The following is a 15,036-nucleotide window of genomic DNA, read 5'->3' on the forward strand; positions in this document are numbered from 1 at the left end:
GCTTATCCTCATAAAGCTGATAACTTTCCTGTAATTCATCTATATCTTTGTTGTAATAGATATGTAGTCTAAATACTATGAATGATAAAAGCTGTTTAGATGTCTTACTTAATGCTTTTCCATTATCTGCAGTTAGCTTTCTCCATTCTAGCGAAATGATATTTCCAATAAAGTTATAAAATATTGTAGCATTATTATTACTATATTTTTTTAATAATATTACAACTATTAGTTAAAAAATCGAATACTACAGGTCGCATTTTTTACCTCCAAAAATACAGCTATAGTAGGTGTTTTAGAAAATAATTTTTTTACAAATTAAATTGAATGTATACGACGCTTTAAGGAAGTTAAACTGACTTACGTATAACTTCGAAAATGGTACTATAGTTACTAACAAAGAAGGTTGTCGTCAAGGCTCAATTGTTTCATCAATCTTGGCTAATGTCTTTCTGCATTATGTTATAGATAGCTTGTTTGCCAAAATCAGCAAAGAGAACTTAATTGGACAAATAGGAGTGGAGAGGTATTGCTACGATATGGTATTTGTCTTTGAAAATGAAAGCAGATGCGAAAAGGTTTTATGATATTTTGCCTAAAAGGTTAAATAAGTATGAGCTAAATATCAATGAAGCTAAATCACAAATGATAAAATCTGGTAGAGACAATGCTGCAAATTTAGCCAAACAAGACAAGAAGATTGCAAGTTATAATTTTCTTAGATTTACTTGCTATTGAGGCAAATCAAGATTTGGTACAACATGGAGACTAAATATACCACAAGGAGAGATCGTTTTACCGAGAAACTGAAAAGACTGAGAAAATATTTGCTTAGTCAGCTAAATCAGCAAGACAAAACACAGATATTATCACAAGTCATTAGAGTTATTAGGTAATGAATCAACTATCATGATATATCAGATAATGAAAGACGAGTAAGGTCATTTATCAACCGAAGTACACGGACAATATATAACTGGTTTAATAAAATAGGAGGAAAACGTAAGATAAATTGGCAAAGACTAACCGAGATACTTAAAAGGGTTAATTTTCCTAAAAATTGAAAAATTATCTCAATGTTCTAAACAACAAATAAGTCATAAAGCTTTATCTTATTTTTCTAGAGCAAAATGTGGTAATTATGCAAGTCAGGTTCTAAGAAGGATCCTAATTGAGCGATTGGTCAGCTCTACTCGCCCAATATTCTGAAACTTTCTGCTATTTTTACTAACAGCTAGTAGCTAAAATTTATATTTATCAGCAAACCTTAAATAATAATAGCAAAAGACTTGCAGTACAAACATACTGGCTTTACTTATAAAATTAAGCCTTAGTTCTTTTAGTAAGTTCGTTGAGTTTAGAGTCGTTTTTTTGCTCTATTTCTTGATGTAGATTTCTATGTAAGCTATTCGCTGGCTCATGAGCATTAATCAATTGATAGTGAAAATAGCAGGAGTTGCAACATAGTAGCAAACTTATGAACCTTCTCCATGATTTGCTTCTGCAATCTTTGAGCTGTAATAACACTTGCAAGCATTGGATTATCAAGCGCTATACGCTGAGCTTGATTAAATTGCTCATTTAATTCTTCGACTCTCTGATCATGAGCTCCACATATCAACTTGGAAGTAGAGTTATCAAGCTCATGACCATGTTTATCATTGTACAATTAAAAACCTTGCTGGCTAAGAATTAGTCGCGTCAACTAATTCTATCGATAAATAATTAAGAACAATCAAGATACCATAGCATACAAAAGCATACAAATAATAACCAGTTTATCTAATAGCTTACTTAAGGTTCTCTGCAGTTGCTTTTAGGATTTTTTTTTGGCCTATTGTTTTCACGCTCAACAAAAGAATAACTTTGTTGTTGCTTTTGAGCTTCCTCAATTACATTTTCTATAGTACATGCAACTCTAGCTGTATTAGGCATAGTTATTGATTGCATGGCTTTTAAATTATCTTTTTTATTTTTAATCTCCTCTAGTGCTTTCTCTACACCTCTTGCAAAAGCATACACATCATATTCTGCTTGTACCTTTTGCTCTTTTCTCCAATTAGCACAGCTAATGCATGTTGTTACAAAATTAACAAATTCTGTAACATAGTACATAAGTGTACCTTTCAAATTTTTTGACTTTTTCTTACCTTCTTGACGTTTAAACAAATCAAGAACGTTCTTATCAAACGCTTTCAGCCTTTTTTGTTGATCTTCAGTTAAAGGTGGCAAATTTTCCTTAATTTTTTTGATTCCATCTTGAACTAAATGTTCTATGCTACAGTTTTCTTTATTAGTTAGATTCATAATCACCCTCTATAAATTATTACATATTACAACTATACTATATTTTTATTTCCTTTTACTAATCTTTAATCTCATAATTACTTTTATTAGTATTAACAGCTTTTTTAACTATACCTAGAATTTCTTTCACAACGGTTTCTGGTTCAAATCATATTTATTGATTTTTAATATTGAACTTATAATTTTTTTTGAATTATTAGCTTCATTAGTATTATTATAGCTATAGCTAAACTAGTATGAAATAGTTATGTTATATACTTTTTGAAAATGGTGTCTACGTTACAGTGATATTTGATTCTCTTGATTAGCTTGAAGCTATTTTTTCAATAGGTTTAAATCAGGAGAATGAGGAGGTAAAATAGTCTAATACATGTCCATCTTTTTCTATCATAGTTTTTAAACGCCAGATTAGGATAAGTGAAAATATGAAATGTAGAGAATAAAAGGTATACAAAGAGAGAATAAAGTAGTTATGGCTGGTTCTTAGGCTTTAAGCAACATATTATAATCAATAATAATATGTGCAAGATTATTAAACTTTATGTCTTGATTTTGCGATGATAGCAACTTTATATGCTCAAGTTTTGTTAACCATGTATTTTCATACTGTGCACGGTCGTTGTTTCCATCTGACATTCTTACTTTTCTGCTACCCCCTTCGCTTCACAAACATTATTGAGTTTCATCACTACTATGGCTAACTTAGCCATCTTTATACCATCTCCAAAGCCTTATGTTGCACCACTTGTACCTTGAATACTTACTTAATTAAGTAAGAGTTATAAGGACTTCTCAAGTTGTGTCATTAATCTTTATAAACTCGCTGACACCTGCGACTCCAGTGGTTGAAAATTTTTGGATTTTCACTAGTTTGACCTCCAATCTTCTTTTGCCTACTATGTGGTATAACATATCAGCTTCCACTACATCTTACTTTCATGGCTATCACGTTCACCATTTGGTTTCGGCTCGAATGTTTCACCTATCTACGCTTTACTACTGTTGCTACCTTCAGCAGCACAAGACTCGCTATATAGTGGAAGTAGCTTCTCCTTCCATAACTGGATTTTCACCAGTAAGATTAATTTACCTTATCTTGACTCACCTCCAATTTATGAGACTAACATGAAGAATTTAACAATTAATAATGATGCAGCAGACTTTAATATAATCACTACTAGTAATTCAATTATAAATCTAGGTCATTACGAAGGAAAAATTTAGTACTGTACTTTTATCCTAAAGATAATACTCCTGGGTGTACAATTGAAACACAGAAATTTAATGAAGCTATTTCTGAATTCAATAAATTAAACAGGATAATTCTTGGTGTACAGAAAGATAATATTGCTTTACATCAAAAATTTCAAGATAAATTCTGTTTAAAATTTGAGTTAGGATATGATGAAACTGATAAGATATTTATGTTAGAGGAATTGCTCTATGTTATTGTTTTAAGAAATTTAAGAAGGTATCAGAGAATTTTTTGCTAAAAAGTTTTTTAGAGAGTAGCTAAAGATTTATTGCTAGCCCCATTAGGATATCCAAGGATGCTGGGCAAAAAAGTTAGCAAGTAATGAATCATCTCTTTAAGCAAAATGCAATACAAGAGCTGGTTAAGTATAATAAATGCTTACTTTCAGTAACTATATTGCTGGCTGCAGTTAATATAATTGTGATAATGCTGCAATTACAAAAGAAGAAAAGTGGTTGTTTCAAGCAATAGAGCCTGATCGTAAAATGACTGTTTCATCAAAAAATTATCATGAAACGTATTTAAATAAATGGGCAATTTTTGTAATAAGAGGCCTATTTACTACTTCTCAAAATGAGGTAGAAAGACAAATAGCAGATATGAAAGTGGTATCCAGTAATACTGATCAGTTATTCTTTTTTAGTAAAAAAGAATAACTTGCAAAAAGAAGCAGAATGAGTTAATTTTTCTTAACTTATAGATTTTGCAAAATCCGCCATTAGCGTTTATGTTAATTTATTCAGTTAATATTCAACCTTTAACTGTATAAGAATTGTTTGTCAATATTGCTAACAGACTAAAATAACATAAGCAATATCACATCAGAAATTTTAAAACTAAGAATTGATTTTTAACTTTACAACCAACAGATTTTATTAACTATTTTATTGCTTCTTTTTATGCTCAAACCTCATTGTCGATGAACTCTAGCATACTTTTCTTCTTATATCAAACTTACGGCTATATTCTAGTTATCTGCAGCATTAAAGGTAATAAACATACCATTACTAGATTTATAATAATTTAGAATTGTAATTAATCTTGCCTGAAAATACGTAATTCTTTATTAGCTCTGTATAACAGAATGGCGGGAGCAACGGGACTTGAACCCGCGGCCTTCGGCTTGACAGGCCGACGCTCTAACCAAGCTGAGCTATGCCCCCTATTATATAATGTATAACCCAATAGTATTGGTCAATGATATACTAAAACTATAAAGCGTTCAAGGAAATTTAAAAGGTACAAAATATATTTTTGATTAATATCACTCTTAGAAAAGCAGATTATTTATTAGTAATATTTATAAACTAGCAAAAATGATAAAAATAACCCAACTTTAATAGACCTCTTTCGAAACTGGTTAAGGTAGTTCAAAATTATTGCTGATAAATATCGAAATAGACGTAAAAGATTCGGTCTTAGATTTAATTTGATCTCTGGCATTTATAATTTTGAACTACCTTAACCAGTTTCGAAAGAGGTCTATTGTGTCGCATCTTATTTTAGTTTATCAATAGAGATTTTTGTTGGAGCTCTGTTTCCATTTTTTTACGGCAATATGTTTTTACTTCATACAAATACTGTATTTTTTCTATCACAAAATGTTTTGATATTAATTCAAAACTGACTTTCTCTCTTGATTTTATCGTTAGCACTTTCTTCCAAAAATCTATAGAACATGTCATACTAATTGACTTTTCTATTACATCTTAATTATTATAATTGTTTTATAGTAGTTGGGCTATAACTAATACATTGAAACAAAGCAACTATATAAATATCTAGTTCTTTAGCTAAAGTTTTTGTGAGCAACTAATTTCACTAACTTCTGATGTCAGATTTCGATATCTTATCCTGTACCGCAAGTTATTCAATTTTGCAAATCTCTTTGATAATATTTCGGTACGCTTTAAAATTTTTCATTTAACATAAATTCTATAATAAAAAAATAAAACTTTTACTTGTAAAATAAAATAATTTATATTATAATTTAATGCTAGCTAATAGGTTTATAAATAAATTGTGCCTTTTATAAGATCTGATTATTTTGTATCCTATTCGTTTACGTATTCATTATAGTTTTGCATTTTGTAGCTTTAGCTACAGGATTATTGTATTAATTAGCAAAACTACTATAATGTTATAACTTTTTTTTGGAGATTGTTATGTTAAATAAATTAAATAATATAAGGCTAGCATTGATAAAAAAAAGTAGCTGTATTCACATTTCACATTTCCTCTGGTGCGTAGCATAGTAGTTATGCATACTATGCCATAGCAGAACTTTTTTTCTTTTCTTAGTTTATACTGAGTTTTTGCTAACAGTTTTTAAAATAATGTTATTATGAGTTTGTAGTGCATAGGTTACAAGGTTTTTAACAAAATAGATAATCTATTTTATAAAAAAATTGTTAATTTTAAAAAACAACAGCTCTAAGCATAAATTGCTTAAAAAAGTATAAAAGTTTGCATCAAAGCTAACAACTTAATGGCATAATGGTTCTACACCTCAATACTTTACAGTAAAAGTATTAACATAGTTAAGAATAAAAAAATATCAAAAATTCGACATAAGTTATGATTTATGTTACATAAATATAATTTTGATTGTTAATCTTTTTTTTACTGAAGCTATAAGTATAGAGTCATAATTTACTTAAAATTACTTTAAAATTAACTAATTAGTGTAATGGAATAGTTTATGAATAAATCAATCAGTGTATTAAATACAACAACCACAGTTAGAAAATTTCCGCAATTTTTATTGTTATTATTCTTTGTTGAGATGTGGGAACGCTTTAGTTATTATGGAATGAGGTCACTTTTAGTGCTTTTTCTAACTTCTCAGTTAGGCTTTACTGATATAAAAGCTTATACTACATACTCTTTATTTGCTGTAGTATGTTATGCTGGACCAGTGATCGGAGGCATTTTAGCGGATAAATTAATGGGATTCCGCAGCATGGTACTAATAGGAGGAATTGTTATGGTAGCTGGACATATGAGCATGCTGCTAGTAGGATTTAATTCAGACCTAATATATTTTAGTCTATCTTTAATAGCTGTAGGCACTGGAATGTTTAAAGGTAATATCTTGAACTTACTTGGAGCTTGTTATAGGACAGATGATTCTGAACGTAGCAGAGGGTTTACTTTGTTTTATGTAGGAATTAATTTAGGTGCAACATTAGCAGCTATTTCTTGTGGGTATATAGCTCATTTATATGGTTGGCACTATGGATTTGGTCTAGCAGGCATTGGCATGACTATTGGTCTTATTACTTTTATAATATTTCAAAACATATTAGGAGATAAAGGTCTTTCTGCCTATCCTATGCTTATGAATAAAAGAATGCTAGGAATAAATATTTTTGGAATAGTATTAGCTGGTTGCTTCTTGCTGGCATTAATGGTATCTAAAATGCTTATATTTAGCGAACTCTTTACTTCTGCGCTTACATTTAGTGGAATAATAGTTCTAGGAGTATTTATTAGTATAATATTCAAAACATCAGTTGAGCAAAGACCAAAGTTAGTAGTATTAGCAATTCTTATGATATTCCAGATGTTATTTTTTGCACTAGAAATGCAACTTGGTTCTTTAATTAACTTGTTTACTGAAAGAAATGTTGCTAACAATATCTTAGGTATAACAATTCCAGCTTCAGTATCTCAAGCAATCAATCCTATATCAATTACAATACTTGGATCTCTCTTTGGAATGTTTTCAAAGTTCAGAAAAAAAGATGCTGCTGCTATCTTTGCTTTTGGTCTTTTTACAATTTCTATATGTTTTTTTATTTTATATACAGGATGTTTGAATGCTAATGATGGAAAAGTAAACTATTTATATCTAATAGCTGCTATTTCTATTATGGGACTAGGAGAGCTTTGTGTTGCACCATTAGTACAAGAACAAGCAACTTTATTATCTCCTAAAAATGCAAAAGGAGCATTAATGGGTATGATGATATTATCATTAGCATTTTCTAACCTAATTGGTATGGTGGTATCAAACTGTATGTTAGTACCTTCTGTAAATGGCGAAGTAAATCGTTTTGAATCTTTAGCAATATATCAAGAGGGATTTTTAAATGTAACAATATCTGCTGCAATATTAAGTATTATATTTTTACTTTTCTTTAAAATGATACATAAAGTTATTGCTATGCAAGAATAATTACAATCCAAATAGGATTTTAACTATTTAAAAACACAAGAGTTCGATATAATTGAGAACAACAGAAAGTAGGAAAAATGTGATGTAATCTTTATATCGAATTTTAGTTTATTTTATAGATTGCTTTTTATACTTTCAACACTTTATGCAATACAATCTAAAATTATTCTTTGCTGCCTATCATGTTCTCAACTTTAACATATAGGTCAAACTCCTCTGCAGTTATTAGATCCAATGATATTGCAGCTTCTTTCAAAGTAATATTATTTTGATATGCTGTTTTAGCAATTTTAGCTGCATTATCGTAGCCAATATGTGGATTGAGCGCTGTTACTAACATTAAAGAATCTTCGCATGTTTTTTTTATTCTATCTATGTTAGGCTGAATACCAGATAAACAATGATTATTAAAGCTAAGAATTCCATCTGATAATAATTGAATTGATTGTAATAAATTATAGATAATTACTGGTTTAAATGCATTCAGCTCAAGATGCCCATTAGATCCAGCAATAGTAATTGTTACATGATTTCCAATAACTTGAGCGCAAATCATTGATAGCGCTTCAACTTGAGTTGGATTAACTTTACCTGGCATAATTGATGATCCAGGCTCATTTATTGGTAAAACTATTTCCCCTAATCCACATCGTGGGCCCGATCCAAGCAATCTAATATCATTAGCGATTTTCATTAAGCTAGCAGCTAATACATTTAATGATCCAGATAGTTCCACAAGGTTATCATGACATGCTATTGCTTCAAATTTATTTTGCGCTGAGTAAAATTTTATACCAGTTAGCTTTGAGATTTTTTCGACAAATTTTACTGAAAAATCTTTATGGCAATTAATACCTGTACCTACAGCAGTTCCTCCCTGAGCAAGTTGACATACTCTTTCTAAAACAGATGTAATACGCGTAATAGCATAACCAATTTGCGCACTATATGCTGAAAACTCTTGCCCTAAAGTTAATGGTGTAGCATCCTGTAAGTGAGTTCTACCAATTTTGACTATTGATTGCCATTCTTTGATTTTGCTTTTAAATGTTACATGTAATTTTTCCAGATTAGGAATTAAATTATTAATTAATATTATTGCTGTAGCAACATTCATAGCAGTAGGAAAAGAGTCATTAGACGATTGGCTCATATTAACATGATCATTTGGATGTACTGGATCTTTTGCTCCCTTACTGCTACCTAGCTGTTCATTAGCAATATTAGCAATTACTTCATTTATATTCATATTAGTCTGAGTGCCTGAGCCAGTTTGCCATACTGATAATGGGAAATTATCGTCATACTTTCCTTGACTTATCTCTTTAGCAGCATTAATAATAGCATCTGCTATTCTAGGTCGAAGTAATCCAAGCTCTTTATTTACTTCTGCTGAGCATTGTTTTTGTAATGCAAGGGCATATATTAACCTAAGAGGCATTTTTTCATGCCCAATTTTAAAATTTAATATTGAACGCTGTGTTTGGGCTCCCCAATAATATTGCTCTTCGACTTCTACATTACCTAGTAAATCACTTTCAGTTCTAACTTTATTTATTTTCATTTGCTTAATTTCAATAGTTCTAGTTTAGAATTAGTAATAAGACAATCGTCACAAAGTCAAAATTTATTGCTCAATAATATAACTAATGTAATCTTCACCATGCTTGCATGATATTGAAGCATTAACCATTTTTTTTAAATAGTACACATAGTAAGCATGAACATTAAAGAATGTAATATTATCATCACTAAGATCAGTAGCAGTTAATATAAAATTCTGCTCTTCGTTATTTTTTATAGATTTGCCTTTTGCTGAAATATTAATTTGGGTTTTATCTTGCTTTCTATATATTTTAACAGTTATATCTCCACCATGTAGTAATGCGTCTTGAGCTGATATTACTAAACACATTAGTAATTTACCAGTACTAATATCAATATTAGTACCTTTAACGTGAAAAAATTCATCTTTAAAAACTAAATTTATCTTAGTATTAATCAAAGCTTTAAAGTAATCATCAAGTACTGCTCTAATTTCATCAAAATTTGCTTCATGATATAACTTATTGTCACTATATGATTTGCTAGCCGAGCCATACATTTGACGATACAGTTGTAGCTTAACAAGCAAGTTTGTGCTACCTATCTTAATAGTATCAAATGCTAAACCATATAATTTGTTATTAAGCTGGTATTGATTATCTATACAGTACTTTATTCCATTTGATATAGCTCCTAATCCGCCAGCAAAATCGTGAAAAATTTTTACGCTAATAAATTGTGCTAATTTAATATTATTCATGTTTAGATTAATAAATGAGACCCTAATTATAAAATTTTTTGTTAAAAAATCAACAATAGACTTCTTTCGAAACTAGAGAATGATGTAGAATGGTGTTACAAATAACTGATTTGAGGTAATAATGAAATTTGATCAAATTAAAGAGTTAAAGGATGAAAAATTTTGTCGATGATTAACAGGAGTAAGGAAGTGAACATTTGCAAAGATGGTGGATATTTTGAGGAAAGCTGATGGTCTTAGAATACCTTAGAGAATACTGTACTTATTTCCATATAGGTCAGAACTATGGGATTAGTGAAAGTTCAGCATATAAAGCTGTTAAATGGGTAGAAAACACCTTAGTTAAACACCAAAACTTTGCTCTTTCAAGTCGTAAAACTCTAATGAAGAGTGATATGAATTATGAAGTAGTCTTGATTGATGCTACTGAGAGTCCTATAGAAAGACTCAAAAAAACAAAAATTCTATTATTCAAAAAAGAAGAAAAGGCATACACTAAAAACTCAAATAGTGGTAGACAAGAAAACGCACTAAGTAATATGCACAGATTTTTCTAACGGTAAAAAACATGACTTTAGATTATTTAATGAATCCAAAATTCTTATCCATCCTAAGGTTAAAGCGATTACTGATACAGGATATCAAAGTATACAAAAAATTCACAATAATTCTGCATTACCAAAGAAAAAAAGCAAGAGACATCCTTTAACTAAAAATGATAAAAAGAATAATCGTAGATTAGCAGGAGAAAGAGTTGTCAATAGACCTCTTTCGAAACTGGTTAAGGTAGTTCAAAATTATAAATGCCAGAGATCAAATTAAATCTAAGACCGAATCTTTTACGTCTATTTCGATATTTGTCAGCAATAATTTTGAACCGTTTTAGCATAGCAATAACGTTTTCATTGACAACTCTTTTTCCTGCTAACCTACGATTATTCTTTTTATCATTTTTAGTTAAAGGATTTTTCTTGCTTTTTTTCTTTGGTAATGCAGAATTATTGTGAATTTTTTGTATACCTTGATATCCTATATCAGTAATCGCTTTAATCTTAGGATGGATAAGAATTTTGGATTCCTTAAATAATCTAAAGTCATGTTTTTTACCGTTAGAAAAATCTGTACATATTACTTGGTGTGTTTTCTTGTCTACCACTATTTGAGTCTTTAGTGTATGCCTTTTCTTCTTTCCTGAATAATAGAATTTTTGTTTTTTTGAGTCTTTCTATTGGACTCTCAGTAGCATCAATCAAGACTACTTCATAATTCATATCGCTATTCATTAGAGCTTTACGACCTGGAAGAGCAAAGTTTGGGTGTTTAACTAAGGTGTCTTCTACCCATTTAACAGCTTTATATGCTGAACTTTCACTAATCCCATAGTTCTGACCTATATGAAAATAAGTACGGTATTCTCTAAGGTATTCTAAGGCCATCAATAACTGTTCCTCCAAATTGAGCTTATTTTTACGCCCTCCTTTTGATTTCTTAACACCATCAGCTTTCCTCAAAATATCCACCATCTTTGAGAATGTTCCCTTCCTTACTACTGTTAATCGACGAAATTTTTCATCCTTTAACTCTTTAATCTGATCTAATTTCATTATTACTTCAAATCAGATTTTTATAACACCATTTTACATCATTGTATAGTTTCGAAAGAAGTCTAATGAAAACGTTATTGGTATGCTAAAACGGTTCAAAATTATTGCTGACAAATATCGAAATAGACGTAAAAGATTCGGTCTTAGATTTAATTTGATCTCTGGCATTTATAATTTTGAACTACCTTAACCAGTTTCGAAAGAGGTCTAATGAAGTTTGCGTATAAAATATCCTGTTGGTAAATCTTATGATGCTATTGTCGCTTTTTTCTATGCTCAAACCTCATTGTAAATGACTATATATTGGAAGCATACATAAAAAATTGGTTTAAATTCATCCAATAGAATCTGGTGCTTCCAAAGGTAAAATAATTTCACCATTACTTGCAAATATGGCATTAGATAGACTAGGAAGATTACTGGCGGAAAAATTTCCGATGAAGATATCCTTAAGAAAACCGGTTCTCAAAGTCAATTATATAAGGTATGCTGATGATTTTGTTATTCTGGAATATCAAAAAAATAATTAGAAAGTCTTGTGTTACTGATAGTTAAAACGCTAGATTAGGATAAGTGGAAATATGAAATGTAGAGAATAAGAGGTATACAAAGAGAGAATGTTGAGTTATAAAAAAAATTTAAATAAACAAGGAATAACCCAACATGAAAAAATGTATTATAACAGTATACTATTTAATAGACAATTTTTGCAAAATATATCACGAGTTGGAGAGAAAGAGATTAATACCAAGTAGAGTAATCAAAGGAACAGAGATGGGAAGTTGTCCTTAGCTGAGTTATTAACAATAGCGATATATTTTTATGTATCTCCATGCAAGGATTGTAAAAATTATTATCTATATTACTTGAGTTATAAGTATAAAAGATACTTTTGCTTACCAAGCTATAGTAGAATAATACAACTGTGGCCTAGAATGTTGCTACCATTAGTCGTATTAATGCATTATCTGAAAGGAGAAGAGACTGGTATATATTACATCGATTCTACAAAGTTAGCAATTTGTCATAATAAATGTACCTCAAGCAATAGAGTTTTTAACAAAATTTCTAAAATTGGTAAAAGTAGTTATGGCTGGTTCTTAGTCTTTAAGCTTCATCTTATAATCAATAATAAAGGCGAAATAATGTCAGTTAAAATTACTAAAAGCAATAAAAGCGACCTATCTATAGCTTCAGTTATTTCTAAAGTCTTATCTGGTAAATTGTTTGGTGATAAAGCTTACATATCTAAAGAGTTATTTCATCAACTGCTGACCAATGGTCTACGTTTATTTACTAATCTTCGTAAAGATATGAAAACATATTTATTGGTCATACAAGATAAGCAGTTATTAAATAAACGTTCTTTAATTGAGTCTGTCTTTAATGTACTAAAAAAACATATGCATTTAGAGCATACTAGACACCCTTCTCCTCTTAATTTCTTTGTTCATATAATTGCTTCTCTTGCTAGTTATTCTATCTCTAAACTTAATCCCCATTTATCTCTTCTTCTTCTGACTCCTTATCCTAAATTGACGTTTTAAGGCTGCAATGTCCTTAACACAGCTGTACAATTTTTGTCGAAAGCTATTCCATTTTAAGCTATGAAGGTGAATGTAGTGTTTAATGTTTTCGATTGGTTCAGAGAAAAATTTTAAAATCACGCTGCTTTATTTTGCTGTTCTTTATCAAAAATATCTTTACCAATTGTAGTCCAATTATCTTGAACATTTGGATGTTATGTTAAAGTTTCTTTTAGTGAAACAATCGTATCAAATAAAGTATTTGTTGGTAAGTGATCAAGCTTAGCCTTAGCAACTAGTCCACCCATTTCGATAAGACGTCGAGTATGCATTTTACATTCTTTAATTTTGAGGTTAATCTCATTCATAATTAGCTTAGCATTTTTTTGTTGGAGAGTAATTTTTTGGTGCACAAGATTTGCCATGTTAGTAATTTAGAAAGATAAAAAATTAGGCGAAGATATATCAAAATAAAATTCCAGTAAAGAAAAAAACACACCTACCAAACCAACATCAAATAATTATAGTCAAAAAAGCGTAAATCCAAGGTTAGAAACTTCATTGAAAAGTAAGTTTATACAACGATATTTACAATCTTATTAATAGCAGTAGATGAAGCTGAAATGATAGGTACTAAGGCTTATACAGAGCTATTTAGAGTAGTCAGGAAGAATAATTATCAACTGATGCTCGCTGTGGATGAAAAACAGCTAGATTCAATAGAAAGAGGTGGAATATTTGAGATGCTGAGTAATATTTTCGATTTACATGTTTTAACAGATATTAGAAGACAAAGTGAAAACTTGATTCGAGAAGTAGCAATGAAGTTTGCTGATAGTAATATTTTAAGCGGCATAACCTTACTGAAACAAAATAACTGCGTTAACTTTGATAATACATTACTTGGACTCAATGAGTAAGTTAGTATATAACTAGAGTCTAAGCAAGTTTAAGCTACACGAAAAATTGGTAATTACTATACATAATAAAGATGTCAACATCCTTAATTCAAGTATTAGGTCTTTGTTAAAAGAAAATGGCATGCTATAAGGTACAGAATGTAGGTGTTCAATTGCTGGAAAAAAAAGAATCATATATGGCAGGAGATAGAATCATATTTCAAAAAAGCAATAAAGATTTACAAATACAAAACAGTGAATTTGAAACTTTAACTTCGGTTAATAAAAATGAATTTGTAGCTAAGACAGATACAGGGAAAGATGTGAGTTTTGATCAAAGTAAAATACAATTTAAACATTGCTATGCTACAACAGTTTGTAACAATCTATAAATAGCTAAAAAGATGTATATGTTCTTCATAATAATAGTATAGGCATAGAAAGTTCTAACATAAGCATGATAGGAAATGCAAAGCAAGTACTGTTGTACTATAACATGCAATCTACAAAAAAAAATGTTGCTAACATGATAGAGCAGCTTAGCACAGCTAAGACAGATTCTATGAATTCCAAAGTTATATAGGAGAATAACAATATTTAAGCAAATGAAGTAAGGCAATATCAATCGGCTCAAAACTATAAACAAAATGTTGCGATGTGAAGTTATGTATAGTCATTTACAATGATGTTTGAGCATAGAAAGAAGCGATAATATATTCATAAGATTTAGCAAATTGAGTAATTTGATTTCTAATCCACATCTTCATATTGGCCTAAAACTTTTCTATTAGATTTAGAGAATAAGGTAGCAAAAAATAACTTTATAACTAACGGATTCTATTAATTTTTATCGCTTCTTTCTATGCTCAAACAATCATATATATAACTTCACATCGCACACACTTTACAATGTTTCTTATATCAATTTGTGATTTATATAAATCGCAGTACTCATTAATT

Annotated in this window: 12 protein-coding genes, 1 tRNA gene and 6 pseudogenes; 11 read left to right on the forward strand and 8 right to left on the reverse strand. The window is 29.8% G+C overall.

The window, feature by feature from the left end; translation table 11 throughout:
* The first annotated feature begins 558 nt into the window (after nucleotides 1-558).
* Both OTBS_RS10220 and OTBS_RS17520 read left to right on the forward strand, forming a co-directional pair.
* Nucleotides 559-738 carry a hypothetical protein gene (locus tag OTBS_RS10220; protein WP_012460886.1) on the forward strand — a complete coding sequence of 60 codons (180 nt, stop codon included), beginning with the start codon at nucleotides 559-561 and terminating at the stop codon, nucleotides 736-738.
* A 23-nt stretch (nucleotides 739-761) separates the two neighbouring features.
* On the forward strand, nucleotides 762-896 hold the full coding sequence (locus OTBS_RS17520) for a hypothetical protein (RefSeq protein ID WP_269763909.1): 135 nt from the start codon (nucleotides 762-764) through the stop codon (nucleotides 894-896).
* Nucleotides 897-1,426: 530 nt separating this feature from the next.
* On the opposite strand, the gene traF is transcribed toward OTBS_RS17520, so the two are convergent.
* The 3 genes from traF to OTBS_RS13925 all read right to left on the reverse strand — a co-directional run bounded on the left by traF (nucleotide 1,427) and on the right by OTBS_RS13925 (nucleotide 2,943).
* Nucleotides 1,427-1,669 carry a conjugal transfer protein TraF gene (gene traF, locus OTBS_RS16075; RefSeq protein WP_050897515.1) on the reverse strand — a complete coding sequence of 81 codons (243 nt, stop codon included), beginning with the start codon at nucleotides 1,667-1,669 and terminating at the stop codon, nucleotides 1,427-1,429.
* Between the two features lie 125 nt (nucleotides 1,670-1,794).
* Nucleotides 1,795-2,307, reverse strand: coding sequence for a hypothetical protein (locus OTBS_RS03095; RefSeq protein ID WP_041621159.1), 513 nt, complete (start codon nucleotides 2,305-2,307; stop codon nucleotides 1,795-1,797).
* A gap of 483 nt (nucleotides 2,308-2,790) precedes the next feature.
* A complete protein-coding gene (locus tag OTBS_RS13925; RefSeq protein ID WP_157866325.1) occupies nucleotides 2,791-2,943 on the reverse strand; it encodes a hypothetical protein in 153 nt (50 codons plus the stop codon).
* A 590-nt stretch (nucleotides 2,944-3,533) separates the two neighbouring features.
* Between OTBS_RS13925 and OTBS_RS11545 the strand changes: the two genes are divergently transcribed.
* Both OTBS_RS11545 and OTBS_RS17860 read left to right on the forward strand, forming a co-directional pair.
* Nucleotides 3,534-3,800, forward strand: coding sequence for a redoxin domain-containing protein (locus OTBS_RS11545; protein WP_232489040.1), 267 nt, complete (start codon nucleotides 3,534-3,536; stop codon nucleotides 3,798-3,800).
* An 83-nt stretch (nucleotides 3,801-3,883) separates the two neighbouring features.
* Nucleotides 3,884-4,194 (forward strand): annotated as a pseudogene (locus tag OTBS_RS17860) (TraE/TraK family type IV conjugative transfer system protein); the annotation flags it as partial.
* Between the two features lie 453 nt (nucleotides 4,195-4,647).
* On the opposite strand, the gene OTBS_RS03105 reads toward OTBS_RS17860, so the two are convergent.
* A tRNA-Asp gene (locus OTBS_RS03105) sits at nucleotides 4,648-4,725 on the reverse strand.
* 206 nt (nucleotides 4,726-4,931) lie between these two features.
* On the opposite strand from OTBS_RS03105, the pseudogene OTBS_RS13930 reads away from it, so the two are divergent.
* Together OTBS_RS13930 and OTBS_RS03110 are read left to right on the forward strand one after the other, a co-directional pair.
* A pseudogene (locus tag OTBS_RS13930) lies at nucleotides 4,932-5,027 on the forward strand (IS5/IS1182 family transposase); the annotation flags it as partial.
* A gap of 1,236 nt (nucleotides 5,028-6,263) precedes the next feature.
* Nucleotides 6,264-7,742: a peptide MFS transporter gene (locus tag OTBS_RS03110; RefSeq protein WP_011944593.1), complete on the forward strand. Its 1,479-nt coding sequence runs from the start codon at nucleotides 6,264-6,266 to the stop codon at nucleotides 7,740-7,742.
* Between the two features lie 163 nt (nucleotides 7,743-7,905).
* Here OTBS_RS03110 and fumC read toward each other — a convergent pair whose 3' ends face one another.
* Nucleotides 7,906-9,300, reverse strand: coding sequence for a class II fumarate hydratase (fumC, locus tag OTBS_RS03115; protein ID WP_173361690.1), 1,395 nt, complete (start codon nucleotides 9,298-9,300; stop codon nucleotides 7,906-7,908).
* A gap of 69 nt (nucleotides 9,301-9,369) precedes the next feature.
* Nucleotides 9,370-10,047, reverse strand: coding sequence for a histidine phosphotransferase family protein (locus OTBS_RS03120; RefSeq protein WP_011944595.1), 678 nt, complete (start codon nucleotides 10,045-10,047; stop codon nucleotides 9,370-9,372).
* A 121-nt stretch (nucleotides 10,048-10,168) separates the two neighbouring features.
* On the opposite strand from OTBS_RS03120, the pseudogene OTBS_RS11555 reads away from it, so the two are divergent.
* Nucleotides 10,169-10,833: pseudogene (locus OTBS_RS11555) on the forward strand (transposase family protein); the annotation flags it as partial.
* Here the strand turns inward: OTBS_RS11555 and OTBS_RS11560 are convergent.
* Nucleotides 10,829-11,651, reverse strand: a protein-coding gene (locus tag OTBS_RS11560) for an IS5 family transposase (RefSeq protein WP_157866327.1) whose coding sequence is annotated in 2 segments (ribosomal slippage) — nucleotides 10,829-11,267 and nucleotides 11,266-11,651 — 825 coding nt in all. Because the reading frame shifts where the segments join, the coding sequence is not laid out codon by codon here. The pseudogene OTBS_RS11555 and the gene OTBS_RS11560 overlap by 5 nt on opposite strands.
* Before the next feature lie 64 nt (nucleotides 11,652-11,715).
* Between OTBS_RS11560 and OTBS_RS13935 the strand changes: the two are divergent.
* From OTBS_RS13935 to OTBS_RS03140, 3 genes and pseudogenes are all read left to right on the forward strand, one after another.
* Nucleotides 11,716-11,841 (forward strand): annotated as a pseudogene (locus OTBS_RS13935) (IS5/IS1182 family transposase); the annotation flags it as partial.
* Nucleotides 11,842-11,992: 151 nt separating this feature from the next.
* Nucleotides 11,993-12,181: a hypothetical protein gene (locus OTBS_RS18230; protein ID WP_410517962.1), complete on the forward strand. Its 189-nt coding sequence runs from the start codon at nucleotides 11,993-11,995 to the stop codon at nucleotides 12,179-12,181.
* 252 nt (nucleotides 12,182-12,433) lie between these two features.
* On the forward strand, nucleotides 12,434-13,198 hold the full coding sequence (locus tag OTBS_RS03140) for an IS982 family transposase (RefSeq protein WP_050897517.1): 765 nt from the start codon (nucleotides 12,434-12,436) through the stop codon (nucleotides 13,196-13,198).
* Here the strand turns inward: OTBS_RS03140 and OTBS_RS13940 are convergent.
* Nucleotides 13,154-13,602: pseudogene (locus tag OTBS_RS13940) on the reverse strand (conjugal transfer protein TraD). The gene OTBS_RS03140 and the pseudogene OTBS_RS13940 sit on opposite strands and share 45 nt — an antisense overlap.
* Nucleotides 13,603-13,776: 174 nt before the next feature.
* On the opposite strand from OTBS_RS13940, the pseudogene OTBS_RS11575 reads away from it, so the two are divergent.
* Nucleotides 13,777-14,677 (forward strand): annotated as a pseudogene (locus tag OTBS_RS11575) (AAA family ATPase); the annotation flags it as partial.
* Nucleotides 14,678-15,036 lie beyond the last annotated feature (359 nt).

The organism is Orientia tsutsugamushi str. Boryong (genome assembly GCF_000063545.1).
Classification (GTDB): Bacteria; Pseudomonadota; Alphaproteobacteria; order Rickettsiales; family Rickettsiaceae; genus Orientia; species Orientia tsutsugamushi_C.